Origin of the sequence: Bacillus sp. UMB0728, from assembly GCF_002858875.1 — a bacterium.
GTDB classification, from domain to species: domain Bacteria; phylum Bacillota; class Bacilli; order Bacillales; family Cytobacillaceae; genus Bacillus_AB; species Bacillus_AB infantis.
Genome location: NZ_PKLA01000001.1, coordinates 903,466 through 927,900, shown reverse-complemented (window position 1 = coordinate 927,900; position 24,435 = coordinate 903,466). Strand labels below are relative to the sequence as shown.

34 protein-coding genes and 2 riboswitches are annotated in these 24,435 nt (G+C 45.7%); of the genes, 29 read left to right on the top strand and 5 right to left on the bottom strand.

The window, feature by feature from the left end; translation table 11 throughout:
• Window positions 1-58: 58 nt before the first annotated feature.
• The 5 genes from CYJ37_RS04805 (at window position 59) to CYJ37_RS04785 (ending at window position 5,095) form a co-directional block, all read left to right on the top strand.
• Window positions 59-541: a hypothetical protein gene (locus CYJ37_RS04805; protein ID WP_009793261.1), complete on the top strand. Its 483-nt coding sequence runs from the start codon at window positions 59-61 to the stop codon at window positions 539-541.
• A 595-nt stretch (window positions 542-1,136) separates the two neighbouring features.
• A complete protein-coding gene (locus CYJ37_RS04800; protein ID WP_257964175.1) occupies window positions 1,137-2,003 on the top strand; it encodes an ABC transporter permease subunit in 867 nt (288 codons plus the stop codon).
• Complete coding sequence (locus CYJ37_RS04795) at window positions 2,000-2,911, top strand: ABC transporter permease (protein WP_009793263.1); 912 nt, start codon at window positions 2,000-2,002, stop codon at window positions 2,909-2,911. The genes CYJ37_RS04800 and CYJ37_RS04795 overlap by 4 nt, the downstream gene beginning before the upstream one ends.
• 114 nt (window positions 2,912-3,025) lie before the next feature.
• Entirely contained in the window at window positions 3,026-3,604 is a 579-nt protein-coding gene (locus tag CYJ37_RS04790; RefSeq protein ID WP_224950674.1) for a TetR/AcrR family transcriptional regulator, read from the top strand.
• A 30-nt stretch (window positions 3,605-3,634) separates the two neighbouring features.
• Window positions 3,635-5,095: a DHA2 family efflux MFS transporter permease subunit gene (locus tag CYJ37_RS04785; protein ID WP_374703141.1), complete on the top strand. Its 1,461-nt coding sequence runs from the start codon at window positions 3,635-3,637 to the stop codon at window positions 5,093-5,095.
• Between the two features lie 209 nt (window positions 5,096-5,304).
• On the opposite strand, the gene CYJ37_RS04780 is transcribed toward CYJ37_RS04785, so the two are convergent.
• Window positions 5,305-5,553: a YueH family protein gene (locus tag CYJ37_RS04780; protein WP_101548457.1), complete on the bottom strand. Its 249-nt coding sequence runs from the start codon at window positions 5,551-5,553 to the stop codon at window positions 5,305-5,307.
• 158 nt (window positions 5,554-5,711) lie between these two features.
• Here CYJ37_RS04780 and CYJ37_RS04775 point away from each other — a divergent pair, with 158 nt between their 5' ends.
• From CYJ37_RS04775 to CYJ37_RS04765, 3 genes are all read left to right on the top strand, one after another.
• Entirely contained in the window at window positions 5,712-5,960 is a 249-nt protein-coding gene (locus CYJ37_RS04775) for a hypothetical protein (protein ID WP_009793267.1), read from the top strand.
• A 113-nt stretch (window positions 5,961-6,073) separates the two neighbouring features.
• Window positions 6,074-6,238: a hypothetical protein gene (locus tag CYJ37_RS27515; protein WP_219620048.1), complete on the top strand. Its 165-nt coding sequence runs from the start codon at window positions 6,074-6,076 to the stop codon at window positions 6,236-6,238.
• A gap of 113 nt (window positions 6,239-6,351) precedes the next feature.
• On the top strand, window positions 6,352-6,549 hold the full coding sequence (locus CYJ37_RS04765) for a hypothetical protein (RefSeq protein WP_101548238.1): 198 nt from the start codon (window positions 6,352-6,354) through the stop codon (window positions 6,547-6,549).
• 1 nt (window position 6,550) lies between these two features.
• Here the strand turns inward: CYJ37_RS04765 and CYJ37_RS04760 are convergent, their stop codons facing one another.
• The gene (locus CYJ37_RS04760; protein ID WP_101548237.1) at window positions 6,551-6,778 is read right to left on the bottom strand and encodes a hypothetical protein; all 228 of its coding nucleotides are present in this window, start codon (window positions 6,776-6,778) and stop codon (window positions 6,551-6,553) included.
• A gap of 82 nt (window positions 6,779-6,860) precedes the next feature.
• Here CYJ37_RS04760 and CYJ37_RS04755 point away from each other — a divergent pair, with 82 nt between their 5' ends.
• The 4 genes from CYJ37_RS04755 to CYJ37_RS04740 all read left to right on the top strand — a co-directional run bounded on the left by CYJ37_RS04755 (window position 6,861) and on the right by CYJ37_RS04740 (window position 8,923).
• The gene (locus tag CYJ37_RS04755) at window positions 6,861-7,259 is read left to right on the top strand and encodes a hypothetical protein (protein ID WP_009793271.1); all 399 of its coding nucleotides are present in this window, start codon (window positions 6,861-6,863) and stop codon (window positions 7,257-7,259) included.
• On the top strand, window positions 7,259-7,591 hold the full coding sequence (locus tag CYJ37_RS04750) for a hypothetical protein (RefSeq protein ID WP_009793272.1): 333 nt from the start codon (window positions 7,259-7,261) through the stop codon (window positions 7,589-7,591). The genes CYJ37_RS04755 and CYJ37_RS04750 overlap by 1 nt, the downstream gene beginning before the upstream one ends.
• An 82-nt stretch (window positions 7,592-7,673) precedes the next feature.
• Complete coding sequence (locus tag CYJ37_RS04745) at window positions 7,674-8,423, top strand: hypothetical protein (RefSeq protein ID WP_101548236.1); 750 nt, start codon at window positions 7,674-7,676, stop codon at window positions 8,421-8,423.
• A gap of 29 nt (window positions 8,424-8,452) precedes the next feature.
• Window positions 8,453-8,923 carry a GNAT family N-acetyltransferase gene (locus tag CYJ37_RS04740; RefSeq protein ID WP_257964174.1) on the top strand — a complete coding sequence of 157 codons (471 nt, stop codon included), beginning with the start codon at window positions 8,453-8,455 and terminating at the stop codon, window positions 8,921-8,923.
• A gap of 56 nt (window positions 8,924-8,979) precedes the next feature.
• On the opposite strand, the gene asnA is transcribed toward CYJ37_RS04740, so the two are convergent.
• Window positions 8,980-9,963: an aspartate--ammonia ligase gene (gene asnA, locus CYJ37_RS04735; protein WP_219620051.1), complete on the bottom strand. Its 984-nt coding sequence runs from the start codon at window positions 9,961-9,963 to the stop codon at window positions 8,980-8,982.
• A 215-nt stretch (window positions 9,964-10,178) separates the two neighbouring features.
• Here asnA and CYJ37_RS04730 point away from each other — a divergent pair, with 215 nt between their 5' ends.
• Window positions 10,179-11,024, top strand: a complete 846-nt coding sequence (locus CYJ37_RS04730; RefSeq protein WP_101548232.1) for a manganese catalase family protein — start codon at window positions 10,179-10,181, stop codon at window positions 11,022-11,024.
• Between the two features lie 74 nt (window positions 11,025-11,098).
• On the opposite strand, the gene CYJ37_RS04725 is transcribed toward CYJ37_RS04730, so the two are convergent.
• A complete protein-coding gene (locus CYJ37_RS04725; protein ID WP_101548230.1) occupies window positions 11,099-11,365 on the bottom strand; it encodes a hypothetical protein in 267 nt (88 codons plus the stop codon).
• Window positions 11,366-11,587: 222 nt separating this feature from the next.
• Between CYJ37_RS04725 and CYJ37_RS04720 the strand changes: the two genes are divergently transcribed.
• The 13 genes from CYJ37_RS04720 to CYJ37_RS04660 all read left to right on the top strand — a co-directional run bounded on the left by CYJ37_RS04720 (window position 11,588) and on the right by CYJ37_RS04660 (window position 22,673).
• Complete coding sequence (locus tag CYJ37_RS04720; RefSeq protein ID WP_101548228.1) at window positions 11,588-12,193, top strand: DedA family protein; 606 nt, start codon at window positions 11,588-11,590, stop codon at window positions 12,191-12,193.
• A gap of 56 nt (window positions 12,194-12,249) precedes the next feature.
• A riboswitch (TPP riboswitch) is annotated at window positions 12,250-12,360 on the top strand.
• Between the two features lie 236 nt (window positions 12,361-12,596).
• A riboswitch (TPP riboswitch) is annotated at window positions 12,597-12,707 on the top strand.
• Between the two features lie 78 nt (window positions 12,708-12,785).
• Window positions 12,786-13,337, top strand: coding sequence for an energy coupling factor transporter S component ThiW (gene thiW, locus CYJ37_RS04715; RefSeq protein ID WP_101548227.1), 552 nt, complete (start codon window positions 12,786-12,788; stop codon window positions 13,335-13,337).
• Complete coding sequence (locus CYJ37_RS04710; RefSeq protein ID WP_257964173.1) at window positions 13,303-14,658, top strand: solute carrier family 23 protein; 1,356 nt, start codon at window positions 13,303-13,305, stop codon at window positions 14,656-14,658. The genes thiW and CYJ37_RS04710 overlap by 35 nt, the downstream gene beginning before the upstream one ends.
• Window positions 14,621-15,724, top strand: a complete 1,104-nt coding sequence (locus CYJ37_RS04705) for a LuxE/PaaK family acyltransferase (RefSeq protein ID WP_101548226.1) — start codon at window positions 14,621-14,623, stop codon at window positions 15,722-15,724. The genes CYJ37_RS04710 and CYJ37_RS04705 overlap by 38 nt, the downstream gene beginning before the upstream one ends.
• Complete coding sequence (locus CYJ37_RS04700; protein ID WP_257964172.1) at window positions 15,687-17,180, top strand: acyl-CoA reductase; 1,494 nt, start codon at window positions 15,687-15,689, stop codon at window positions 17,178-17,180. The genes CYJ37_RS04705 and CYJ37_RS04700 overlap by 38 nt, the downstream gene beginning before the upstream one ends.
• Before the next feature lie 11 nt (window positions 17,181-17,191).
• Window positions 17,192-17,962, top strand: a complete 771-nt coding sequence (locus CYJ37_RS04695; RefSeq protein ID WP_101548223.1) for a 3-oxoacyl-ACP reductase — start codon at window positions 17,192-17,194, stop codon at window positions 17,960-17,962.
• Window positions 17,963-18,036: 74 nt separating this feature from the next.
• On the top strand, window positions 18,037-18,300 hold the full coding sequence (locus CYJ37_RS04690) for a hypothetical protein (RefSeq protein WP_101548222.1): 264 nt from the start codon (window positions 18,037-18,039) through the stop codon (window positions 18,298-18,300).
• Window positions 18,301-18,315: 15 nt separating this feature from the next.
• Window positions 18,316-18,477, top strand: a complete 162-nt coding sequence (locus tag CYJ37_RS27045) for a hypothetical protein (RefSeq protein WP_022544001.1) — start codon at window positions 18,316-18,318, stop codon at window positions 18,475-18,477.
• Between the two features lie 349 nt (window positions 18,478-18,826).
• A complete protein-coding gene (locus tag CYJ37_RS04680) occupies window positions 18,827-20,188 on the top strand; it encodes an MATE family efflux transporter (protein ID WP_101548218.1) in 1,362 nt (453 codons plus the stop codon).
• Between the two features lie 14 nt (window positions 20,189-20,202).
• Entirely contained in the window at window positions 20,203-20,703 is a 501-nt protein-coding gene (locus tag CYJ37_RS04675) for a GNAT family N-acetyltransferase (RefSeq protein ID WP_101548217.1), read from the top strand.
• A gap of 234 nt (window positions 20,704-20,937) precedes the next feature.
• Window positions 20,938-21,207, top strand: coding sequence for a hypothetical protein (locus CYJ37_RS04670; protein ID WP_050767296.1), 270 nt, complete (start codon window positions 20,938-20,940; stop codon window positions 21,205-21,207).
• 119 nt (window positions 21,208-21,326) lie between these two features.
• Window positions 21,327-21,947 carry a YdcF family protein gene (locus tag CYJ37_RS04665; protein ID WP_101548216.1) on the top strand — a complete coding sequence of 207 codons (621 nt, stop codon included), beginning with the start codon at window positions 21,327-21,329 and terminating at the stop codon, window positions 21,945-21,947.
• A gap of 15 nt (window positions 21,948-21,962) precedes the next feature.
• Window positions 21,963-22,673 (top strand): peptidase E, encoded by a 711-nt coding sequence (locus tag CYJ37_RS04660; RefSeq protein WP_035402266.1) that lies wholly within the window; start codon window positions 21,963-21,965, stop codon window positions 22,671-22,673.
• 305 nt (window positions 22,674-22,978) lie between these two features.
• Here CYJ37_RS04660 and CYJ37_RS04655 read toward each other — a convergent pair whose 3' ends face one another.
• Complete coding sequence (locus CYJ37_RS04655; protein ID WP_101548214.1) at window positions 22,979-23,569, bottom strand: YhcN/YlaJ family sporulation lipoprotein; 591 nt, start codon at window positions 23,567-23,569, stop codon at window positions 22,979-22,981.
• A 169-nt stretch (window positions 23,570-23,738) separates the two neighbouring features.
• Here CYJ37_RS04655 and CYJ37_RS04650 point away from each other — a divergent pair, with 169 nt between their 5' ends.
• The 3 genes from CYJ37_RS04650 to CYJ37_RS04640 are packed head-to-tail and all read left to right on the top strand — an operon-like array spanning window position 23,739 to window position 24,418.
• On the top strand, window positions 23,739-23,951 hold the full coding sequence (locus CYJ37_RS04650) for a helix-turn-helix transcriptional regulator (protein ID WP_101548212.1): 213 nt from the start codon (window positions 23,739-23,741) through the stop codon (window positions 23,949-23,951).
• Window positions 23,948-24,229 carry a hypothetical protein gene (locus CYJ37_RS04645; RefSeq protein WP_101548209.1) on the top strand — a complete coding sequence of 94 codons (282 nt, stop codon included), beginning with the start codon at window positions 23,948-23,950 and terminating at the stop codon, window positions 24,227-24,229. The genes CYJ37_RS04650 and CYJ37_RS04645 overlap by 4 nt, the downstream gene beginning before the upstream one ends.
• Window positions 24,230-24,418, top strand: a complete 189-nt coding sequence (locus tag CYJ37_RS04640; RefSeq protein ID WP_101548207.1) for a hypothetical protein — start codon at window positions 24,230-24,232, stop codon at window positions 24,416-24,418.
• The last annotated feature ends 17 nt before the right edge of the window (window positions 24,419-24,435 follow it).

Sequence of the window (24,435 nt, the reverse complement as noted above, 5' to 3'; positions counted from 1 at the left end):
GAGGGCTGCGGAAATTCCGCAGCCTTTTTCTGGTAAAATAGGTAACGAGGTGATATTTATGAGCGGATTTATCCATATGGAGGATGAGGAGATCATCTATCATGTTTACAATTTGAACTGGCATCTTCCTGAAGAAACTCAAAAAGAAGCGGCTGATATCTTATTACAGCTCCCCGCAGACAAAGTCCGCATGATTATCCCAAAGTATGGCAAAGCCTGCTGGGAAAATGGAGTAGCAGTCATAAGGAAAATAGGCTATCCAAGAAATGAAAACGCGCTGCAGCGGCTGGCAGGTCTCCTGCAGGACAGGAACTGGCCTGGTGCCCTCGACTCAATTGAGGTTTTCAGGGACTTAGGAAAAGAAATCAGTTCTCCCTATATTGAAAGGGAATGCGAAGAAGCAATCAGATGCAGGGATCATGACTGGCTGGAGCACCTTTACTATGCGGTAGAAAGTCTGGGCCTGGAGTTTGAGGATTTTAGGAACGGGGAGACTTACGAAGAGATGCGGAAGCGGGCAGAGGAGCTTCGGGAAATATAGGTTGTTAACATTTGAGACACTCTGATGGTGGGGGAAACGTGGCAGAGTGCCTCTGGAGGGAAATATGAGTCACTTTGATGGTGGGGAAAGCCTGGCAGGGCGCTTCAAGAGGAAGATATGAGTCACTCTGATGGAGAGAGAACAGAGCAGAGTGCCTCAAGTGGAGGATATGAGTCACTCTGGAGGTGGTGAAAGCCGCACAGAGTGACTCAAGAGGAAGATATGAGTCACCATGGTGGTGGAGAAAGCCGAACAGAGTGACTCAAGAAGAGGATATGAGTCAGTCTGAAGGTGGTGAAAGCAGCACAGAGTGCCTCAAGAGGAAGATGAGTCACTCTGATGGGGGTGAAAGCTGAACAGAGTAACTCAAGAAGCAGACATGAGTCACTCAGACTACGAAAAAACAATTAGTGCTTCAAGTGAATTACATAAGGCAATCGCTTCAGCATATCAAGCAAAAATATTGTTCCTCAGTGCACTGCAGCCCTGATTCCCTATGTACCCGCTTAATCTTTTAACCTTCCTAAATTTCCTCCTGCCGCATCCTCCCTTGATATATAATAGAAACCGACTTTATACATAGGAAGGAGTACTTATGGCGACTATTTTTCGTAGCCTGACGAGTGTGGTGCTCATTATAATTCTGGCAGTGCTTCCTCTCGGGTTCCATAATGGAGATGCGAAGGTGGTATTCAGTATCATCCCGATGATTGACGAAATCAGGGATTTTATTCAAGGGCTGAAGTCAGGGGAATCCTGGCTATATTTGCAGGGAGAGCGGGAAAGGCCGCTCCTTGAGGATTTGATCCCATATTGGCTGTCTTCCTTTCTCTATCTGACTGTAAGTGCGGTGATTGCTGTCATTCTGTCCGTTTTATTTGGTGTGTTTTTATGGGAAAAAGGAGGCAGGTTGCTGAATGCGGTTCTCGGTTTCACTGGAATGCTCCCTGATTTTATTCTTGTTCTGCTTTTGCAGCTGCTGCCGGTATTTGTGCACAAAGAAACCGGAATAAAGACAGTAAAGGTGGCTTCTTCTTCCATGAGTGAGCCGGCTATATTTCTGCCTATATTTACTCTTGTTATCATTCCCTTGTTTTATCTGCTTCGCTCCTTGTCAGAGCGGAGCCATGAAGTTAAAGGAGAAGATTACATACTGGCTGCGAAAGCTAAGGGCTTACGAAAGGGGAGTATCTATCTCTTTCATGTATTCCTAAATGTGCTTCCTTTCTTGAAAGCAGATCTTCACAAGATTTTAAGCATCATGCTTGGGAATCTTTTCATTATTGAATACTTATATAACACAAGGGGAATCACAGCGCTGTTGTTTGTCCAGCAGATTCAATTTGGGTATCAATATAATCTGGTTATCTTTAGCTTGTTAAGCCTTCTTTTACTATATCTCGTTTCTTTATATACTTTAAAGCTATTATTATGGCTGATTGAAAGGGGGCTGCAGAGATGAAAAAAAGGAGGAATCTTCCACTAGCCGCAGGTTTATTGATGCTTGCCTTCTTCCTGCTGGCCGCACTAGCCGGGCCTGAGATTGCACCCTATGGTGTAAACGAATCAAAAAAGATCGACCATATCATAGATGAAGAAGGTAACAGGAAATTAGTAAGTTCGCCTTTTCCGCCTTCTGCGCAGCATCCTTTTGGGACGGATAAATGGGGTTATGACATCTTGACCCTCCTGCTGCATGGTGCTAAATATACTATTTTTACTGTGTTGGGTGTGGCCCTTCTGCGGCTGGTGATTGGAGCAGCGTTAGGAATCTTTCAGGGGATCCGGACAAAAAAAGGGGTACTTAACAACATTTCCTTGTTCAGCGGGATCCCTATATTTATCTTCATCTATTTCATCATGCTCGGCATCAATATTGAACCCAAGCTTTCACCGCTTCAGCTTACCCTTATACAAGGGGCCCTATTGACCATACTTGGCATTAATGGGGTTTACAATGTTATTTTCAATAAGACGCTTGAGCTTAAAAAAATGGCTTATGTGGAGGCAGCAAGGACGCTTGGAGGCAATAGTTCGCATCTTTCTCGCAAGCATATCATTCCATCATTGCGGGCTGATTTCTCGGCGATTTTTGTAAATGAATGCATCCAGGTTCTGCACATCATCGGACAGCTGGGAATCTTTAATTTATTCCTGGGCGGAACGGAAAAGCAGTATTTTCCTACCATTTATTTATCAATAACCAATGAGTGGTCAGGCCTTATCGGACAGTCGCGTTCTTTCCTTTACCACTCCCAGTGGATCATTATCTTCCCTCTTGCAGCTTATGTTCTCCTGCTGGTAGCGTTCTATCTGCTGTCTGCAGGATTAAAGGATAGGAAAAAACTTAACAGGCCAACTCATATATAACAGAGCACATTCAAAAAAATGTGCTTTTTCAGTTTTGTTTTGTTGACTTTCCTCATGAATTCCCATAAATTTATCTAGACCGGTTGTTATAATTTTTCCGAAAGGAGAATGAATTTGGAGGGTAAGCGAAAGACACGAGAGTCAATTTTGTGTGCGGCATCGAATCTATTCAAGTGCCAGGGGTATAATGGCACCGGATTGAATCAAATTATAGAGGTAAGCGGGGCTCCCAAAGGGTCAATTTATTATCATTTTCCAGGCGGCAAAGAGGAGATTGCAGTGGAAGCTGTTAAGCATGTTGGAAATGAAATAAAAACGATGATAAAGAAAGAGCTGGCATCTTCTGAAGATGCGGCAGCAGCCTTCCGCTATCATGCCGAAAAAATTGCTTCATACTTTGATGTGCCCCTGAGCCATGAAAATAGCGGCCTGCACATCGGACTGATTGCTTCGGAAACGGCTCTGACGAGTGAGCCAATCCGGCAGGCCTGTCAGGAAACTTACAAGGAATGGCAATCGCTGTACAAAGAAAAACTGCTGCTTTCCGGATTTTCTGAGGAGAGGTCGAAGGAGCTGGCCCTGCTTGTGAGCTCTATGATTGAAGGGGCGGTCATGCTTTCTAACACCTATGGAAATGGCAAGCCGCTGCGGAATATAGCTGAACATTTTACATATGTATTCAGAGTCCAGTAAAGCAGCGCAGAAGTTGAGAGGAGAATCATTGTGCAAAGTACTAACCAAGGCGCAGCCGCGCCGAATGCATTAAAGGATATCAAAGCGGTTCCTATTATTATTTCTTTCCTGATAGCAGGATTTATCGGCCTGTTCAGTGAAACCGCCCTGAATATGGCAATCAGGGATCTAATTGTGATTTTTGAAACGGATGCAGCTACCGTTCAATGGCTGACAACAGGGTATTTATTGACCCTTGGGATATTGGTGCCGATTTCAGGATTGCTCCTGCAATGGTTTACGACGAGGCAGCTATTTGCAGTATCGCTTGTATTCTCAATCATTGGAACATTCATTGCAGCAATTGCGCCTGTGTTCAGCATCCTGATGCTCGCTCGTGTCATCCAGGCAATCGGAACAGCGCTTCTGCTGCCGCTTATGTTCAATACAATTCTTGTCATCATACCACCGCATAAGCGGGGAGGGGCGATGGGGATCATCGGTCTGGTCATTATGTTCGCTCCTGCAATCGGACCGACGATATCAGGATTGATTCTGCAGAATCTGACATGGCATTGGATTTTCTGGATCTCATTGCCGTTCTTTGTTCTTGCTCTTATTTTTGGACTATTTTATATGCAGAATGTTTCCAGCCCTACCAAGCCAAAGATCGATCTGCTGTCCATCCTTTTATCAACGATCGGTTTCGGTGGAATCGTATTCGGATTCAGCAGTGCCGGTGAAGGAGAAGGCGGATGGGGGAGCCCGAAAGTTATCCTTGCTCTTGTGCTTGGAGTAGTCGGTTTGATTCTCTTCTGTATCCGCCAGACAAAGATGAAGCAGCCTATGATCAATCTTCGCGCCTTTTCATACCCTATGTTCAATTTAGGCCTGCTGATGGTGCTGATCGCAATGATGGTCATATTATCTTCAATGATCATGCTTCCTCTCTACTTGCAGAATTCACTTCTGCTGACTACATTTGCGGCTGGGCTGGTTTTGCTGCCCGGAGGAGTGGTCAATGGAATCCTGTCCCCTGTAATGGGACGCTTGTTCGATAAATATGGTCCCACATGGCTGGTCCGCGGCGGTCTTGTGATTGTCACAATCGTCATGTTTGCGTTCTCCGGAATTACAAATGATACGTCAGCCGGATATATTGTAATGCTGCATATCTTCATGATGGTTGGTATTGCGATGGTATTCATGCCGGCTCAGACAAATGGCCTCAATGAACTGCCGCCAGAACTTTATCCAGACGGAACGGCTATCATGAATACACTTCAGCAGGTAGCCGGTGCGATTGGGACGGCTGTCGCGATTTCCATCATGACAGCGGGCCAAAAGAGCTATATGGAAGAAGCTGCAAACCCGCAGGATTCTTCTCTGCTGCCGCTATCATTGACAGCAGGCATCCAGGATGCTTTTATATTTGCCATTTGTGTGGCCATCTTGGGATTGATTGCTTCATTCTTTATTAAGCGTGTCAAGGTTGAGCATCAGGAAAATTAAATAGCGTAAAGCCCGGGCTATGTTCCGGGCTTTATTCTTTAGCAATCGTAGCAGATAAAAAATGGAATATGAAAAAGCACGGATATCCTCTTCCGTGCTTTCTTTATGGGTTTTTTAGCAAAAAAAGAGAATGTAGGGTAGGATCGAGGGGCTTTATGATGTTTATACACCTAACAGAGTCACTCTGCCAGGCGGTTTGAAAAAGAGAATCAGATATGTTTTTCTGCTTCTTTAATAATGGCGGCAGCAAGCTCTTCTGTGTTCCCTTCAAACATATGAAAATTCAGTGACGACTGGAGATGATTAAATTGTTCTTTCAATTCATCCAGCTGGCTGATTTCAGCTGACCAGCTGATGGAAGGGATGGATATAATGAATCGTTTGTCTTCTGTTATATTCAGGAAGACCTCGGCATACTTGTTTCCGGAAATGGTAATTTTCTCGTAAGAAGTTATCAAATTGGTCATCCTTCCCTTATGAGCCGTTTCATCCATTATAACATCATTTGGATGCAGAATCGAATATTCGTGGTGAAGCTTCTGTAAAAGCCTGAGTGCCCGTGGCACACAAACCGATCTAATCATGCATATAGTGGCATTACAAGCAGAAAGGAGGGATGGAATTGCCTGTTTCGGTTATTTTTAATCAGGTTAATGTTATTAGCATGTCATCCAATTCCATCATTTCCACGGGGCAGAACAGCCAGCCGGACTGGAACGCTCAAGGGAAATTGAATACTGGAAACGGGGTATATATCAACGCTGCCTCTCTTGGCAACTTCAGTTTTGTCAATGATCCGGATGTTGCAGATACGCCGATTGCCCAGCCGGAAAACATCAATCCTCAGCCTGTCTCCCAGATATAATGATGAAGTCAGCTTTACAGAATATCTCAATAAAATTCAATAACATTAATATAACCTCCATGGCGGCCAATTCCGGCATCTTTACGGGAGACAATACACAATCCGGATGGCAGGTGAACAGGAAGGATAATACAGGCTTCGGGTCGGTGACTGGAAGCCAGAACGTCTCAGCCTATAATGTCAATATTGTTGATGACAGCGATTTTATGGATGCCTTCTTTTACCGGATTGAAGGTGAGGAAGAACAAGGGCAAGAACATGACAGTCAGGATCTTTAAGCCATTTCCTAGGGCTTTTTATTTTTCCTGAAAAAGCTTTACAGGATGAAGGTCATATTTTCCTTGCCGGCAAAATAAGAATATGAAAAAGGCGGCTTTGAAGATGAGGTGGGATGTTGGCCAATATCAGATTTAAAACGATAAAAGTGAATCAGATCCAAAACAGTTCCGGGATATTTTATGGACAGAATACACCAGTATACTGGCAGCATACCGGTAAAATCTCAGAAGGATTTGGCAAAGTGGCGGGAAAAGGGAATAAAATCAGCCGGAATTATACACTGGTGGCACGAAGCAAAGAGGGTTCTTAGCCTATTTATAGCTTTCTTTTCCCTTTTTGCCTTCTCGCTGGACAAGGTGAAGATTGCCCGAAATCTTATTGAGATCTCCCGCTACAGAGCCAAAGCCTGAGGTGCCATTCATATCGGAGGACCAATTCTTCTGTCTGTTTCTGCCCATGAATACGCCAGAGCTGTCAGTGATTTGTCCGATGAAAATATCGTCAAAATGGATTTTTGCTGGTCCAATCATTTTTTTCATCCGTGCCCCTCCCGGTTTTTATGCCTCTTATACCATATGCCTTCAAAAGCAGAAGATGTGACACTAAAAAGGATGAACTCTTATGCAATTGGATGACAAAGCTCTGATTACCATACTGGGAAAATTGAACGGCCGCCTTGCTGATATGGAGGGCCGTTTGAAAGAGCTTGAAAAAGAAAAGTCCAGCGGGCATAACATCCACTTGGAGATAAATGAAGTGAATATAGAGAGTTTCCAGCTGGATCAGCTTTCTTATTTTCTCGACAGGATTGATGTTAAAAGCTTGAGCGGGATGATGAATCTCGGAAACAGCTTTTACACACCAGCAAACAAACAGAAGCCGCAGACCGGGAAAAAAGGAAATGCAAGAGGGACTAAAACAGCAGAAAAAAACAGCGATGATGCCCGCATTCGTATCCTTGTCAACGGAAAAGAGACTCCATATGCTCTGGAAAGCACCACGGGAACGGAGGAACTGTGATGAGATATTTTTCTCCTTTGTTTAAAATCAACAGCATTCACATAGGATCCATCGAGGATGCCTCATGCGTCAACTTCGGAAACAGCTTTCCATCAGGCTTTACCAGCCTGAAGAAACATAATCAGGGATTCGGCAATGTATTGGGAGACCATAATGATATTCATGATATCATGTCCCGGCTGGAAGAGAAGGATGTAACCGAAGTGTTTCACAAGAACGGAGGAGAAGAGATTCCCGAATGGATAGGGAAACTTCTGCAGGAAGATGGGGAAGAAGAAAATATGGGGATGGATGAAGAAGAAAACGACGGTTTTAGTGAAACTGGCCAATAGCCGGTTTTTTTATTTTGAATGTAAAAGGAAATCCTTCATTGATTGTCATTAACCAAACGGATAATTAGGGGAGAGTGGCGTGATGAAAGCACCAGAAAGAATTTTTTCTGTATGGAAAAGATTTGACAGCTTTCCAATGGAAACGCTTACTAAGCTATGGCTGCACCATAAAGGAATAGGGCAGAGGGAAGTTTCTCAGATGAAAGAGCACCGTGAGGAGTTTGGGATCACTGGAAACTGCTTTGATCTTGCCCTGTGGCTGCTTGATGAGTTTGATAAAGAAGGAATCAGGGCCTATCCTGTCGGCAGTAGCTTGCATACGGAAAAGGCGCATGCCGCCGTTGTAGCCGAGGATGATAAAGGCAGCCGCTTTTTATGCGACCTTGGCGACCAGTGGCTGCAGCCGGTACTGATTGATAGAGACACGACAGTTCCGCAAAAAGGGTATTTTCCGGCGGCAGGCATTGAGATTAAAAGCAGCGGCAATGCAGCAGAAATCACCTATCATAGGCCGGGCGGGAAGCAGTCAATGCAGACGTATCATCTGGAGCCGGTCGACAGGGATGAATTTTGGATAGCTGCGGGGCATTCAAGCCGCCAAATACACCCTATACCGCTCTTGGAAAGCCGCGTTCCCATAACAGGTGAAACGGCCCATTGGGAGTTTTATGATTGGAAAAGTTTTCTCAGCACAGAAAATGGGCTGGTATATGATCCTCCGCTTGAAGAGCTTGATGCATGGGCGGAACGGATTTACGAAAAGACAGGCTTTTGTAAGATTTTTCTTAAAGAATCATTGGAGCTTTATAAGACGCTTGGAGAGGTAAATTAATAACATGGTGACTGTTGCCAATGGGGGATATGATGGATATCAGACTTGCGGAAGTAACGGAAGAAAACTTCTTTGATGTAATCAATCTTAAATCAGATGAAGTGCAGGAAACACGAATCCAGATTTATGAAAGGTGGGTCGGATCGAATGCCTTTTTCCTTGGCGCCTGCCAGGTGTTTGGGTATACGCCAAGAGCTATTTACGATGGCAGCAATTTGATCGGGTTTGCTTCATATGGATTCAGGAAGGAAACAGAGTGGTATGAATTGGTCAGTTTAATGATCGGCCATCAGTATCAGGGCCAAGGATACAGCGGTCCCGTCCTGAAGGCCGTCATTGATGAGATGGCAGAGTCCATGGAGTGCAGTGAAATTTATATCACTGTGATCCATAACAATGTCAAAGCGATAAAAATGTACGAAAAAGCCGGCTTCGTCCCAACCGGAGAGGTAGAGGAAGGGCATCATCCAGAGCCGGTTTATTGTTTGAAGCTGAAATAACAGTAGTGACAGGCACCTATACCAGTTGGCTGACTGGTATAGGTGCCTGTCACCGTTTATAAAAGAGGGATATTGGCATCCTGGCATTCTTTCCTGATCCTGCTGTTCCAGACGGATGCCTGAACTTCGCCTATATGGGCTTTTTTTAGCAGGAACATGCATAATCTTGACTGGCCGATTCCTCCGCCGATTGTGAAAGGAAGCTTGCCGTCCAAGAGTGCCTTGTGGAAAGGAAGCTCAAGTCTTTCCTCATTTCCGCACTCCTTGAGCTGGCTTCTGAGTGATTTTTCATCAACCCGTATTCCCATAGATGAAATTTCAATGCTTCTGTTCAGCGGTGCGTACCAGAAGATCAGATCGCCATTGAGGTTCCAATCATCATAATCCGGGGAACGGCTGTCATGCTTGCTGCCTGAAAGCAGAGAGCCGCCGATATTCATGATGAAGACGGCACCAAGCTTTTCTGCTATCCTGTCTTCACGCTGTTTTGCAGGGAGATCGGGAAACATGTCTTCTAGTTGCTGTGACGTAATAAAGCTTATTTGTTCTGGCAAAACTGGCACCAAATGCGAGCAGGAATAGAAAAGCTTTTTTTCTGTTTCCTTTATGCTTTCATAAATGGAAACTACTTCAGCCTTAAGTGTCTGCTTGTTTCTTTTATTTTTCGGGATGACCTTTTCCCAATCCCATTGGTCTACATAAATGGAATGCAGCTGATCGAGCTCTTCGTCCTTTCTGATTGCCCGCATGTCGGTATACAAGCCTTCTCCTTCTGAAAAACCGTACCGGGCAAGGGCCATTCTTTTCCACTTTGCCAGTGACTGGACAACTTCTAAAGTTTCCGCGAGGTCTTTGGCCTCAATTGTGGCCATCCTCTCCACCCCATTAAGATTATCATTGATGCCGGTCCTGCTTTCAAGAAGCAGCGGCGCTGATACCTTTGTAAGGTTCAGCCTTTCAGAGAGCTCTTTCTCGAAGCAGTCTTTCACATTTTTCAATGCTTTTTCGGTGTCAATTAAATTCATTACAGGTGCATACAAATGAGGGACAGGCAGTCGGTTATTCATGACGGGCACCTCCGTTTTCACTTTTCTTGCCATGTATATAGGCCACTTCATACTTTATGTCAGGAAATTTCATTTGTTCCTGTACCAATTTAATGAATGTCAGAGTATGATTTGTCAAAATGCAAGCATGTTTCCCGGCCAATTGGTAAAGCTATCCTTGATACTAAAAGACAAGAGAGGTGACCAGCATGTTTTACCATGTAAAAGAACTTCAATACAATGCAAAGCCTGAAAAACCGGATGCGGTCTATGCGAGAAAGCTGCAGGAAATCCTTGGCGGGCAATTCGGTGAAATCAGCGTTATGATCCAATACCTTTTCCAGGGATGGAATTGCCGGGCTGACCAAAAATACCGCGATATGCTGCTTGATATCGGAACTGAGGAAATTGCACATGTCGAAATGCTTTCTACAATGATTGCGCAGCTGCTTGATAAAGCGCCTGTTAAAGAACAGGAAGAAGCAGCACAGGATCCAATCATCAGGGCTGCAATGGGCGGAATGAACGTGCAGCACGCGATTGTTTCCGGTCTTGGTGCGAAGCCGGACGACAGCATGGGCTATCCTTGGACAGCCCGCTATACAGTGGCAAGCGGGAATCTGCTGGCTGACTTCCGCGCGAACCTTAATGCCGAATCACAAGGACGCCTTCAGGCGGTCCGTCTTTATGAAATGACAGAAGACCGCGGGGTCAGGGACATTCTGTCTTTCCTGATTGCCCGTGACACTATGCACCAAAACCAATGGCTCGCAGCAATCTCAGAGCTTGAAGCACGGGACGGCAAGGTTGTGCCTGGCACATTCAACCGCCAGCAGGAAAAGCAGGAAGTATCTTATTCGTTCATGAACTGCTCAAAAGGGACAGACAGTGCAGAAGGCCGATGGGCAAAAGGGCCGAGCATGGATGGACAGGGGCAGTTCGAATATATTGAAAACCCGGAGCCGATGGGGCAGATACCAATTTTGGCGCCAGGCCCGATTTATATTCATGGAACAATGCCGTCTGGACAGACACCGCCTCCATCCCAATTTTAATTACGCATAAAAGAGAAGATCCGCCCCTAATCACTGGCGGATCTTTTTTCGGCTCAGGTAAGTTCTTAACAAAATTAAAAATGTACCTTCAGCAGCTTTAGCTTGCGATCTATGACAACGTAAAAATAAGCGGCAGGACTTTTTGCAGGCTGGGATGATTTCATTTTCCTCATCAGTACCCTTAATGATTCTACAGCAGCAGGCAATATAGCTTCCTCGTCATTTCCCAACCCGTTTCTTTTAGCAGCAAGGAGTACTTTATTCCACAATTCTGCAGATGCTTCATCATCCTCCATAAGATAACGTGCCATGCAGGCAAAAGCATCAGGGATAGCTTTCATGGACATCCTCCTCATTAAGAGTCTCCATAAAACATATGCAGTTCAAGAACAAATGTTCTTGTTTTTGGTCTTGTGCAAGTTATTGTTTGATTATTTTTCAGGATGAGTTATTCTAATTTCATCTGAATGGCCTGAACTTATAGGAAATCTCCTTTTCCTGAAGGGATGGAATCAGAATTTAACGTTAATTAACTGATATGCTTTTTCGTCTTGGGAGGTATTATGGAGAACTGGATTAAAGATGTGATTGAACAATTCGGCTATGCAGGAATTTTCCTGCTGATTGCGCTTGAGAACATTTTTCCCCCTATCCCGTCTGAAATTATATTGACATTTGGCGGCTTCATGACGGCACAAACAAATATTACTGTTACTGGAACGATTGCAGCGGCTACCCTTGGCTCGACAGTGGGCGCTGCTTTGCTTTACGGGGCGGGCCTTTTACTGAGCCGAAACAGGTTTGAGAGAATGATAGACAGGTGGGGAGGCATACTTCGCCTGAAAAAGGCTGATTTAGATAAAGCTTTTGGATGGTTTGACCGCTACGGTTATTGGACAATTCTGATATGCCGGATGATCCCGCTGATAAGAAGCCTGATTTCCATTCCTGCCGGGATGGCAAAAATGAATTTTCCGCTGTTTCTGCTATTTACAGTCATCGGCACATTGATCTGGAATACAATCCTTGTAAATATTGGAGCGGCCTTTGGTGATTCATGGGAAACGGCAGTGGGGTATCTGGATATGTATTCTAATGTGGTGTATATGCTGATTGCGGCGGCTGTTATTGGCGCAGCTTTCTTTTTGATCAGGCGCAGGAAGAAATAAACATTGTCTTTACTTTTGACAGTAACAAAGTTATGATGATTCTTAATTGGATATTGTGTGACTGCTAGGGGTGTCCGCACAGGCGGGCTGAGAGGAAAACCGATGTTTTTTAACCCTTTGGACCTGAACTGGATCATGCCAGCGTAGGAAAGTAGAATGAGCAACAGTACTTTTTTTATGTGTGCAAAAGCCTGGTCCTTCTTTCATATGGGGACCGGGCTTTTTTAGTGGGGATCAAAAGAGCAGTAATCGTAAAATTGATTGGAAGCCTACATCAGTTCCTTCTTGATAGATTCCTATACCAGCAGGAATTAACGGTAAAATGGCCGGCACTTCATTTTAAAAACTCTAAGCCAGGCCGTTAAAGGTCTAAACAGCCTTATATCCAAGATAAGTTAATACATAAAAGCACTGGGGGAGCCGGAGGAGTCCGGCTGAGAGTGGGCCTTTTCCGGCCCTGACCCTTATACCTGATCCGGGTTATGCCGGCGGAGGGAAGTGCGGGATTTTATGCTGCGGCTGGCAAAGAGCCGGCATGTTAACCCCTCCGCCTCCATTCCCTCAGTGCAAATTAGCATGGAGGGATTTTTGTATGGGTAAAACACAAAGATTAACTGCTGCTGCAATGATGGCTGCAGTGGGAACGCTGTCAAGCAGCATGCTGTATATTCCGCTTGGCTTTACAAAAGTATTCCCGGTCCAGCATCTGCTGAATGTGCTGTCAGCCGTATTGATTGGCCCTTATTACACCGTGGCACAGGCGTTCTGTATATCGCTGCTCAGGAATCTGATGGGAACCGGCTCAGTATTTGCTTTTCCAGGGAGCATGGCAGGTGCGCTGCTTGCAGCGCTTCTCTACAGCAGGACAAAAAAGCTGTCGATGGCCTTTACTGGGGAAGTGATTGGCACCGGCATCATCGGTGCGCTCCTTTCATATCCGCTTGCCACCATGATCATGGGGCAGAAGGCCGCACTATTCGGCTTTATTCCGCTCTTTATCTTCAGTTCGACTGCCGGAGCCCTTCTGGGAATCATTATTTTGGCCATTCTGAAGAAAAAACGGACACCGATTTTTGAACAGGTCAATTTAAAGGATGAGGAGAATGAATATGGACGAAAAAAGAACAGAATCCAGCACGGATGAGATATTAATAGGATTGGAAGAAAAGCTTTCGCCGGGAAAAACCGTTTTATATGGGCTTCAGCATGTTTTTGTCTCGAATGTCTGGCTGGATCCCATCTTTGTGGCAGCTATGATCGGACTGCCATTTGCATTATCGGCTAATATGGTGAACAGCATCTTCATTGCAGCCGGTATTGTCACCTTTATACAGGCGACAAAGCTGGTCCGCCTGCCGATCATTCAGGGACCGTCAGCTGCATTTGATGCAATTATGATTTCAGCCGGCAAGGCGAATGGGCTTGCTGCAGCAACCGGGGGCATCCTGGTGAGTGCCGCCATTGTGTTCCTTTTATCAATAACCGGGGTGCTTGGGCGCTTGAGGGCCCTGTTCACACCAGTCATCTCCGGGACCGTCATTTTCTTAGTCGGGATCTCGCTTGCCGGGTTCACTTTGCATGAATTTCTGGGAGGCTCACCGGGTGATGAAGGGTTTGCCAGTCCATCAACCCTGCTGCTGTCGATAACAACAGCTTTGATTGTCCTTGGCCTTTCTTTGTTCGGAAAAGGCCTTTGGAAGTCTTTTTCGTTTTTGATTGCTTTGATTGCAGGCGATGCACTTGCTTTTTCGCTGGGAAAAGCTGATTTTGCCATGATCAAGGAAAGTGCATGGTTTGGCCTTCCACAGTTGCTTCCGTATGGACTTACATTTGAATGGGCAGCCTTCCTGACCTTTTTCATTGCGTATCTTGTGGCTGTAATAGAGGCAATGGGCGTTTATCAGGCGTCCTCTGCGATGCTGAAAACGGAGCTGACAGCCAAAAGGATCCGCGGCGGTTTTGCGGGAGAGTCGGCGGGCTCTTTTGTGTCAGCGTTGATCGGCGGATTTCCGACGACAGCTTATGCGCAGAATGTCGGCCTGCTGCGCTTGACCGGGGTTGGCTCAAGATACCCGGTCATGGCTGCTGCTGTCATCTTCCTGGTGCTCGGGCTTGTGCCTAAAGCGGGCGCACTCCTGGCTCTGACGCCGGCCCCGGTTGTCGGCGGAATCTTCCTGCCGGCTGCCGCAACGCTGGTGTTCACAGGGATCTCGATTCTGGCAAAGGCGGAAGCTACCCAAATCAACTATATGATTGTCGGGCTTTCCATGCTGCTGGCCATATCACTGCCTTCATATGCTGTGAATGCGTCAGGAATAGCAGGGACATTCCTGACGAACAGCATCTTAATCGGAGCATTCACTAGCATCTTTCTTCAGCTGTCCTTAGTCAATCTCCCAAATCTGTTTAAGAAAGGAGCGGCAAGTGATGAAAAAAGAATCGATCAGTTTGATAGCGGAAATTAAAGATTTTATCGAAGCAGGGAGAGATTCTGATGAGAGGTTTGGCAGACTGGCGCTTAAACTTTTCAGCTATCAGTATGAGAATAACTTATTTTATAAAGATTTTTGCCAGGCAAAAAGGAAGACTCCCTTTACAGTGCACACATGGGAAGAAATTCCCCCTATGCCGGTTCAGGGTTTTAAAGATCTGACACTAACCTGCGAACCGGCTGAAGAGGCGGAGGCAGTCTTTATGACCAGCGGGACGACCAATCCTGATGCTAAGGGTAAGAACTTTCATTCTGATTTATCCTTGTGGGATCTCTCCATGAAAGGCCCTTTCAAAAACTTTGTACTGCCTGACCGGGAAAAGATGGCCATTTTTGTACTGTCACCATCAGATGAGTATAACAAAAACTCTTCCCTTTCCCGCTACCTTACCAATGCTGTCTTTTATTACGGCAATGAGTACAGCCGCTTCTTCAACAATGGAGAAGGCCTTGACTTTCAGAGAGCAGCAGAGTCGCTCGGCATGATGTCAGAAAGGGGAGAACCTGTACTGATCATGGGGGCAACATATGCTTATGTTCATTTTTTTGATTTTTTGAAAGAAAATAATCAGTCATTTTTAATGCATGAGGGCAGCAGGATCTTTGATACCGGCGGGTTCAAAGGCCAGGCAAAGGAAATAAGCCCGGAAGAAATGGCTGATCATTATGTACGTTTCTTTGGAATAGAAAAGGATCTGCAGATAAACATGTACGGCATGACGGAGCTCAGCTCTCAGATCTATGACCAGAATATTCATTCCAGGTTTGCGGGAAAACAGGCAATAACCGATAAGTGCGGGCCGGTCTGGCTGAAGACGAGAGTGCTGGACCCAGCCACTTTTGAACCGGTAAAAGAAGGAGAGGCGGGAGTGCTTGCCCACTATGACCTGGCGAACTGGAATTCCTGCCTGGCCGTCCTGACGGAAGATCTTGGTATGAAAACGGAGCATGGATTCAGGCTGCTCGGGAGAGTAAAGGGTTCTGAGGCAAGAGGCTGCTCCATTGCAGCCGACCAGCTTCTCTCAAAGGGCGGCCGGTAAGATGGCGGAAACAGTCGATATCTTCCATTTGCCGTCATCAATCAAGCCAGCTGTTGTAAAAGAGAAGATTTATAACGCGGAAGGAGAAACTTTCTCGCTTAGATATCCTGAACTCAGCGGCGAAGAAATGAAATATACAATTGAAGCTGTACTGGAAAAACGCAGCCAATACCTCAAAGATTTGCCGGTTTCAAGCATAGTCAGCACAATTGATGAAGCAGTCCGGCTATGGCTGAATCCTGACTATCATCTGAGAGAATTGGCGGAGAAGCTCCTTCCTGCCGTCACCGGCTATGACAGTGAAATGATCCGGCTGGAGCTGAAAAGGTATATGAGGACATTCCGAAAAAAAGAGCTCTTGCGCTTCCTGGAAGAAGAATTTGATTCTCCGGGAATGCTGGATGAATTCCGGCCAAGAAAGTCCGGCGGGCTCAGCCGGGCTTATGGGCCAGATCTGATTTTTCATGTGTTTTCAGGCAATGTTCCTGGTGTCCAGCTATGGAGCCTGATCATGGGGTTTCTCATGAAATCTGCACACCTTGGAAAAACTTCTTTTTCTGAGCCCGTCCTGCCGGTTTTATTTCTGAAATCCCTGGCAGAAATAGATGAAAATCTTGCAGAGGCCGCAGCGGTTCTTCCATGGCATGGCGGGAATTCCGAAATGGAAGCGCCGGCTCTTGAATCAGCCGAAGCTGTTATTGTATATGGATCAGACAAAACAGTGAATAGCATTAAAAAGAGGCTTCCTGAAGGGAAGCGCCTTCTGGCATACGGGCATAAAATCAGCATCAGCATGATCGGAAAAGAAGCTTTGACTCCTGATCTGTATGCGAGGACAGCCCGCAGGCTTGCGGAAGACATTTGCATCTATGACCAGCAGGGCTGTCTCTCTCTGCAATCCGTTTACATAGAAGAAGGAGGGACGGTTGAGCCCCGGCGTTTCGCCCAGCTGCTCGGCTCAGAGCTTGCCCGGTACGAAAAAAAGCGGCGCCGGTCCGTCCTGTCAAAAGAAGAGCACCTGTCAATCCAAAGAACAAGGGGAAAATATGAACTGGAAAAACTGAAAGGCAGCAGAACCGCAGTTTATAAAGATGGAATGAATACAGGCTGGACAGTGGTTTTTCAGGAAGGAAGCGGTTTTGAAGCATCTCCCTTAAATAGATTTGTTCATATTTTTTCTGTCCAGGAACTTGAAGGATGCATAGGCAATCTTCAGCCCTATAAAAAGTATATGCAGTCATGCGGGCTGGCGGTCCTGCCTGATAGACTAATGGATATAAGCGCCAAACTCGGTGAGGCCGGAATCAGCAGAATCTGCCCGGTCGGGGAGATGAACAGGGCAAAGCCGGGCTGGCATCATGACGGAAGCTTCAATCTGCTGTCGCTTGCAAGAGTCATAGATATTGAAAGAAATGCAGAAGAAGATATGGAACGCTATGATCCGGATGTTGAATAGGAGGGGAAATCATGCTTGTAAAAAACAAAGTGGTCCTTGTTACCGGTGCGAGCAGGGGAATCGGCAGAGCAATTAGCAGGAAGATGGGTTCGGAGGGAGCTTTAGTCATCCTTAACTATCTTTCCGGCAGGGAGGCCGCCGAGTCGGCCGCAAAGGAAATAAGGGAGTCGGGGGGCCACGCTGCTGCCATGCAGGCAGATGTGACTGATGAAGAGGAGGTCAACAGGATGATGAACGATATTATCGAGAGTTATGGGGGCATCGATGCGGTCATTAATAATGCCTTAAGCCATTATTCTTTTAATCCCAAGGAACGCAAGGCAGCCTGGGAGCTTGAGTGGGACGACTATAACCGTCAGTGGGAAGGAAGTGTCCGCGGCGCTTATAATGTATGCAGGGCAGCCATTCCCTATATGAAAGAGCAGATGAGCGGTAATATTGTAAATATTGTGAGCAACCTTGTAAGTTTTCCAGTGATTCCCTATCACGACTATACAACCGCCAAGTCAGGCTTGCTCGGGTTTACCAGGAATCTCGCGAAGGAGCTTGGCTGTTTTGGAATCACCGTCAATGCAGTTGCCCCAGGGCTGACCTATCCGACCGATTCGAGCGCCGGGACAAAGGAGGATGTAAGGAACAGTATTATTGAACTCACTCCAATGCAGCGCCTTGCAGCACCGGAGGATATTGCGGATGCTGCCCTTTTTTTCGCATCCCCGCTCTCAAGCTTTGTGACAGGGCAGTGCCTGTATGTCGATGGCGGCCTGGTCATGGGCGGGTGAAACTTTTTCATATCTTGTCCGTATAATAGTTAGAGGACATATAATCAAGATCTTGTTAGAAAGAGGGGAAATCTATGATTCCGATCCTGCTGACTATTATACTCGTTATAAGTCTGCCTTTTTCTATATCAATTTTAATGAAAAAAAGAAAAGAAGCAGGCGTTACCGGCTTCAAAAGTGCCCTTACCTCGATCTGCTTTTTCCTGATTGCCATAGTCAATCTTATTTCGTACTGGATGGGCTGGCTTGGGATTTTCAACTGGTTGATGACCCTAATCCTGCTGCTGGCCGGAGCCTATTTCACCAAATATCTGCAGCCGGCGGGAACCGGGAATTAGCAGGGGGGAAGGTATATGGAATGGAAGAAATATTCACGATTGGCCCCGTGGGCACTGCTTGCGAGTATAGGCATGCTCTTGTATGCTCCTTTCCGCAGCTTTGCCATACTGCCAATATTGGTTATGTGGGTTGTCTATTATTTGTGGATTTATGTTGAGAATAAGAACAGTCATTAGCAATAGTCTGCAGCAGCAGGCTTTTTTGCTTATAAATGAGGGCTGTTGATTTCCGTTCCAGGCACTTCGCTTTCCGCGTGGCGGCGCTGAGCCTCCTCTTCGCTTCGCTCATGCGGGGTCTCAGCCCTGCCGCTGCCTCCCGCAGGAGTCTGCGTGCCCTCCACTCCAATCAACAGGCTGCTATAATTTGATTGGCAAGAGCTATCCATAAATGGTAAAAGCTTTTACAGCCAGCATCCTGCCCTTCCTTTCTACAGGAGATTTTCTAACAATTACATTTTTTCCGCCCGCAGATGCTTTCTTTGGCTTATAATTATCCTTGTGACTTTGATTACCAAGGAGTACCATCATGAATCAGACTTTTACAGTAAAAGAAAAAATCAAACAGATCTTCATATTATTGATTCCCATCTTGATTACGCAGCTTGGGATGTTTTCAATGGTTTTCTTTAATACCATTATGTCCGGTAAATACAGTGCTTCCGATCTTGCAGGGGTTGCTATTGGGTCATCGATTTGGAATCCTGTTTTTACAGGGCTGAGCGGAATTCTCCTGGCTGTTTCGCCGATCGCGGCGCAGCGGTTTGGCGAGAAAAAGCATGGAGAAGTTGCGGCAGTTGTCAAAAACGGCATGTATCTGGCAATCATGATTGCACTGGCTGTCATTGCGGCCGGTTTTTTCCTGATAGGACCCATCTTGGACCGGATGGATCTGGAGAGCGGTGTTGAACAGACGGCAAGAGGTTATTTGGTTGGATTAAGCTTTGGAATCATTCCTCTATTCTTATTCAATGTTCTGCGCTCGTTCATTTATGCTCTCGGGAAGACACGGGTCGTTATGGTCATTCTTCTCTGTGCGCTTCCTGTTAACTTCTTCCTGAACTTTGTCCTGATCTTTGGATACTGGGGCTTTCCTGAGCTTGGCGGGGCAGGGGGAGGCTATGCTACTGCTGCCACCTATTGGGTAATACTAGCGCTGACGATTTTCATTATCAGAACACAGCAGCCGTTTGCAGTGTATAAGGTGTTTTCCAATTTGGGAGACTTCTCATGGTCCCAATGCAAGGAAATTTTAAAAATCGGTGTTCCGATGGGTCTGTCGATCTTTTTTGAAACAAGCATGTTTGCGGTGGTGACGATTCTGTTAAGCCGTTTCAGTGTGGAGACGCTTGCCTCCTATCAGTCGGCACTCAATATCGTTTCCTTCCTTTATATGATTCCGATCAGCATTTCGATGGCACAGACTGTGCTGGTCGGCTATGAGGTGGGGGCAAAGAGGAATAGAGATGCAAAGGCGTACAGCTGGATCGGCATTTATTTGTCGGTTGTCATTGCACTTGTCACTGGCCTTCTTGTTGTCCTTTTCCGCTATCAGGTTGCAGGCTTTTACTCCAATGATGCAGCAGTAATATCCCTGACGGCACATTTCCTGATTTATGCTTTGTTCTTCCAGATTTCAGATGCCATCCAGGCAACTGCCCAGGCAGCGCTAAGAGGCTATAAGGATGTTAATCTTGCATTCATCATCACGCTTATTGCCTATTGGCTGATCTGCCTGCCGCTCGGATATGGGCTGGCCCATTATACCAGCCTCGGTGCCCCGGGATATTGGATCGGACTTACCGCCGGTCTTTTGGCAGCGGGCATATGCCTGTCAGCAAGGCTGATTTATATCCAAAAGAAAAAATTCGCTCCGGCCGAAGGGGTATAATTGGAGGAAATGACATGTTGATCCGCAAGCTTGTACCAGAGGATGGAGAAGCTTTTGCCGAGCTTATTAAAGATGTGGAAAATGAATCGTCATATATGCTGTATGGGCCAGGGGAACGGAATGTTTCCGCAGACATTCAAAAAAAGATGATCGAGGCGCTTTCCAGCCGGGATAATGCCGCCATTTTCGCAGCTGAAGAAGACGGCCGTCTGGCGGGGTATTTAATTGTCAATGGCGGAATGGCCGGCAGGGTGCGCCACTCTGCTGCCCTCGTTATAGGCATTAAAAAAGACTTTCGGGGTCAAGGAATCGGCTACAGTCTTTTTCAGAAGCTTGACAGCTGGGCGAAGGAAGCCAGCCTGTACAGATTGGAGCTTTCAGTGGTCAGTGAAAATGAAAATGCGCTTGCGTTATATAAAAAAGCAGGATTCGAAGTTGAAGGTGTTAAGAAAAACTCCTTACTCATAGATGGGAACTATCATGATGAATATATAATGGCAAAGCTTTTAAAATAAGTTCTGGCAAGAACCTGTCTTTTCAGCAGGTTCTTATTTAATTTGTCCTGAATAAGGAATTTATAATTTTTGCCTCCAATCCTGGGTAAATGTCTATTCAACGAGGCCTTCTCTGACATATTCTAGACTGAAACCTATACGATGAGGGGGCTTTGACATCATTGTTGCTGCCCCTCATATGGAAAAAAAAGATAGAATATGAGAGGAGAAGGCATGATGAATCAACAGCAGTTTATGTATCGCCCTGAAGCAGCAGCTTCTCATGGAGATTTGAGCCGCTTTGGCTTTGGCCGTCCAGGCTTTGGCAGATTCGGCTTCGGCCGCCCGTTTGGATTCGGGTTTGGCCGTCCGTTTGGATTTGGGTTCGGACGTCCATTTGGCTTTGGGTTCGGTTTCCCATTCCTGGGAGGGTTAGCAGGAGGCCTGCTATTGGGAAGCGCCCTCGCCGGACCGTATGGATACGGCTATCCTTACCCTTATCCGCCTTACCCATACTATTATTAAAAATGGTTTAAGGCGGGACGGCGGAAAAGCAGCCCGCCTTTCTTACATAAAATATAAATATGACAGGAATTTCAGAGAGGCTGGAGAATAATATACTTGTGAGTAAAGAGGGGCAATCCATGAAAACACTAATATCAAAGCTTAATTTCAATCAGTTATCAGACAGGCAGATTGGGGATCTTCTTTATAAAAATATCGCGGATGATAAAAAATCGGGAGAATGCATATTCGTCCTGGGAAGCAGCAAGGCTGCTGAATACAGACTGCCAAAGGCGCTCGAGCTGTATAACAGCGGCAGGGCAGGCAAGCTGCTTTTTTCCGGCGGCGTAGTCTGGGCACCGTCCCGGCTATGCGAGGCAGACCTTTTAAAAGAGAAAGCTCTGGCACTTGGTATCCCGGCAGCAGATATTTTAATAGAAAATCAATCTCTCCACACAAAGGAAAATGTGCTTGCTTCACTGTTGGTCCTTGACCGGGAGTTCAATCTCCACAAAATAAAAAGGATATTGGTTGTGACAGCTTCCTGCCATATAAGAAGGGCATATCTGGCCATGAAAACCTATATGCCGGACTGGATAGAATACTCGCTTTGCCCTGTGGACGACATCCATACAATAGAAGGGAACTGGCAGCTTTCAGAAGCAGGCAGGCTGAGGGCAAAGAGGGAAGCGGAAAAACTGATCTACTATGTTAAACAAGGAATCATCATAGACACTGAGGTTGAGATTTCAGATTCTTAAAGAGAGGAAATGAAAATGAGGCAGATCATCGCAATGGGAGGAGGAGGATTTTCCATGGAACCTGAAAACCTCCTTCTTGATCAATATATCATTGGGCAGTCGCAAAATAAGAAACCAAAAATATGCTTTCTGCCAACGGCAAGCGGAGACCAGCAAAACTATATAGACCGATTTTATGAAGCATTCGAAAAAATGGAGTGCATACCGGCCCATCTGTCGCTGTTTGAGCCAAACTTCAATGATGCTGAAGAATTTTTGCTTGGACAGGATATCATCTACGTTGGAGGCGGGAATACCCGCAATATGATGATTCTTTGGAAAGAATGGGGACTGGATAAGCTTCTGTTGAAATGCTATCAAAAAGCAATCATTTTGGCCGGCATAAGCGCAGGAAGCATCTGCTGGTTTGAAGAAGGCCTTACAGATCCTCTTAACGGACCGCTGTATCCCATTAAAGGTTTGGGCATCCTAAAAGGCAGCCATTGCCCGCACTATGACGGGGAGAATAAGAGAAAGCCAGCTTACAGAAAATATATCAGGGAAGCGCTCATGAAGCCGGGCTATGCGGCAGATGATGGGGCTGCACTTCATTTTGTGGATGGGTCGCTTTATCAAACGGTCTGCTCCAGAAGGAATGCCAGCGCTTATTATGTAGAAGTCAATGATAACAAAGCTGAAGAAACAAGACTCGATTGCATTTATCTGGCAGACCTTTCCTATACATGAGTGGTATCTTTTGATGGCCGTCATGCATTGAATGGGCCATGATCTATACATGAGTGGCTTCTTTTGAGGGTTGTCATGCATTGAAAGGCCCTGATCTATACATGATTGGCTTCTCTTAAGGGTCTTCATGCATTGATTAGGCCTCTTTCTATACATGAGTGGCTTCTTTTATATGCCATGATGCATCGACTGGCTCTCTTCCTATCTATCAGAGTGACTCAGTGCAAATAGGATATACTATTGTTTGAACCCTGCAGTATCAAATAAAATCGCCCGCTTCCTATTTGGAAACGGGCGATTTACTGTTATCGTAATTCAGGGAAAATTCTTTGCACTGTTTCGGAAAATTGATCAAATAATCCTCTTACAGGGTTACCATTCTGAATATCATCCCTATATCCGAGCATGCGTTCCATGAAATCAGGATTGCTTGAAACAAAAACTTCATTGATATTTTGATCTGCTGCCTGAACCTGATCGGAAACCTTCTTTTTCATTTCATCATTTACATCAGCATTTTCCCCATTTGCGAGCTTTACAGCTGCATATGCCTTGCTTCCGGCTGTAATGACTACCGCCTTATCAACTTCTTTCATGGCTTCAACTTTCTGCTGGGCATCTTCTGAATTGCGAAGATCATTCTGATCGCTGCCATTCTGTTCATTGCCGTTCTGCCCATTATCTTCCAGTCCATTGTTATACTGCTTGTTGTTATTTTGTTCGTCGTCCATTAAGTTATTGTCATTGTCAGTTGCATCGCTGTCGGTGACATTTCTCATGGATAATGTGCCGGATTGGCCGTCATTTCCATCCTGGCTGCCCTGGTTGGATGAGGCACAGCCGGTAATCAGCACAGACGCAGCAGCGCCTATTAAAAGCCATCTTAACTTTTTCATTCTAATACCTCCTAATTAATATTCATGAGTAATTTTTCCAAAAACATAAATGTTATACACTTTTTTTAGGTCAATGTTAAATGGGCTTTACATAATGTAAAGTCTTCTATACAATTGACTTAATTGATGTTAAGTTGACTTAACAAAGAGACGGTGAATGAGGTGCTTTATGGAAATTGGCAATTGTGTCAAAGAGCTGCGTGCCAGAAACAGCTGGACACAGGAAAAGCTGGCCCAGGCTTCAGGTGTGACGAGGCAAACAATCGCAGCACTTGAAAAAGGGGATTATATCCCATCACTGCTGCTTGCCCTGAAGATATGTGAGGCATTCCAGCTGAAGATGGAAGAAGTATTCTGGCTAATAAAGGAGGAAGAAAGTTGAAAACGAATCGGACAGTTTTATTAAGCTTTGTTTTATATGCCCTGTTTGCCTGGGCCATGATCGCGATGTACGATGCCCAGACCCAGTTTGCGGAAGTGCTACGGAATCCTGAGCCGCCATGGTCACTGACAATTAATTTCACGCCGGTTGCAGTTTTTTTGCTGATAGGGGGAGTGATCAGCTGGTTTCTTTACAGCAAGAAGAAGAAAAAGCGGTCAAGTATAAGTGCTCTGCTTCTCCTGCCGCCTGAGTTCGAGGAACAGGATGAACGGGAATAAATGATGACTGCCAGAGCCTGCAGAAGCTCATATATCTCCCTGTATTTTGCGGTACCCCTCACAGCGGCCCTTATGCTTTTCTATCCTTTGCTCGAGGATAAAGTCCCGTTCTTCCCGATTCTGGTCATTCTGCTGATCCCGGCCATTCAGATGCTTTCTTATTATCTGTCCATACGAAAAAGTCTGTGAAAATAGTAAGGCGGCTG

Bases quoted from the DNA above. Each gene is read 5' to 3' on its own strand.
- CYJ37_RS04640 (WP_101548207.1), top strand. From the start codon at position 24,230: ATGATGACTGCCAGAGCCTGCAGAAGCTCATATATCTCCCTGTATTTT.
- CYJ37_RS04765 (WP_101548238.1), top strand. From the start codon at position 6,352: ATGTTGGCCAATATCAGATTTAAAACGATAAAAGTGAATCAGATCCAA.
- CYJ37_RS04740 (WP_257964174.1), top strand. From the start codon at position 8,453: ATGATGGATATCAGACTTGCGGAAGTAACGGAAGAAAACTTCTTTGAT.
- CYJ37_RS04660 (WP_035402266.1), top strand. From the start codon at position 21,963: ATGAGGCAGATCATCGCAATGGGAGGAGGAGGATTTTCCATGGAACCT.
- CYJ37_RS04805 (WP_009793261.1), top strand. From the start codon at position 59: ATGAGCGGATTTATCCATATGGAGGATGAGGAGATCATCTATCATGTT.
- CYJ37_RS04675 (WP_101548217.1), top strand. From the start codon at position 20,203: ATGTTGATCCGCAAGCTTGTACCAGAGGATGGAGAAGCTTTTGCCGAG.
- CYJ37_RS04650 (WP_101548212.1), top strand. From the start codon at position 23,739: ATGGAAATTGGCAATTGTGTCAAAGAGCTGCGTGCCAGAAACAGCTGG.
- CYJ37_RS04655 (WP_101548214.1), bottom strand. From the start codon at position 23,569: ATGAAAAAGTTAAGATGGCTTTTAATAGGCGCTGCTGCGTCTGTGCTG.
- CYJ37_RS04750 (WP_009793272.1), top strand. From the start codon at position 7,259: ATGAGATATTTTTCTCCTTTGTTTAAAATCAACAGCATTCACATAGGA.
- CYJ37_RS04725 (WP_101548230.1), bottom strand. From the start codon at position 11,365: ATGAAAGCTATCCCTGATGCTTTTGCCTGCATGGCACGTTATCTTATG.
- CYJ37_RS04680 (WP_101548218.1), top strand. From the start codon at position 18,827: ATGAATCAGACTTTTACAGTAAAAGAAAAAATCAAACAGATCTTCATA.
- CYJ37_RS04755 (WP_009793271.1), top strand. From the start codon at position 6,861: ATGCAATTGGATGACAAAGCTCTGATTACCATACTGGGAAAATTGAAC.
- CYJ37_RS04665 (WP_101548216.1), top strand. From the start codon at position 21,327: ATGAAAACACTAATATCAAAGCTTAATTTCAATCAGTTATCAGACAGG.
- CYJ37_RS04690 (WP_101548222.1), top strand. From the start codon at position 18,037: ATGATTCCGATCCTGCTGACTATTATACTCGTTATAAGTCTGCCTTTT.
- CYJ37_RS04800 (WP_257964175.1), top strand. From the start codon at position 1,137: ATGGCGACTATTTTTCGTAGCCTGACGAGTGTGGTGCTCATTATAATT.
- CYJ37_RS04760 (WP_101548237.1), bottom strand. From the start codon at position 6,778: ATGAAAAAAATGATTGGACCAGCAAAAATCCATTTTGACGATATTTTC.
- CYJ37_RS04695 (WP_101548223.1), top strand. From the start codon at position 17,192: ATGCTTGTAAAAAACAAAGTGGTCCTTGTTACCGGTGCGAGCAGGGGA.
- CYJ37_RS04710 (WP_257964173.1), top strand. From the start codon at position 13,303: ATGGACGAAAAAAGAACAGAATCCAGCACGGATGAGATATTAATAGGA.
- CYJ37_RS04705 (WP_101548226.1), top strand. From the start codon at position 14,621: ATGAAAAAAGAATCGATCAGTTTGATAGCGGAAATTAAAGATTTTATC.
- CYJ37_RS04670 (WP_050767296.1), top strand. From the start codon at position 20,938: ATGTATCGCCCTGAAGCAGCAGCTTCTCATGGAGATTTGAGCCGCTTT.
- CYJ37_RS04795 (WP_009793263.1), top strand. From the start codon at position 2,000: ATGAAAAAAAGGAGGAATCTTCCACTAGCCGCAGGTTTATTGATGCTT.
- CYJ37_RS27045 (WP_022544001.1), top strand. From the start codon at position 18,316: ATGGAATGGAAGAAATATTCACGATTGGCCCCGTGGGCACTGCTTGCG.
- CYJ37_RS04730 (WP_101548232.1), top strand. From the start codon at position 10,179: ATGTTTTACCATGTAAAAGAACTTCAATACAATGCAAAGCCTGAAAAA.
- CYJ37_RS04775 (WP_009793267.1), top strand. From the start codon at position 5,712: ATGGAATTGCCTGTTTCGGTTATTTTTAATCAGGTTAATGTTATTAGC.
- CYJ37_RS04720 (WP_101548228.1), top strand. From the start codon at position 11,588: ATGGAGAACTGGATTAAAGATGTGATTGAACAATTCGGCTATGCAGGA.
- thiW (WP_101548227.1), top strand. From the start codon at position 12,786: ATGGGTAAAACACAAAGATTAACTGCTGCTGCAATGATGGCTGCAGTG.
- CYJ37_RS04745 (WP_101548236.1), top strand. From the start codon at position 7,674: ATGAAAGCACCAGAAAGAATTTTTTCTGTATGGAAAAGATTTGACAGC.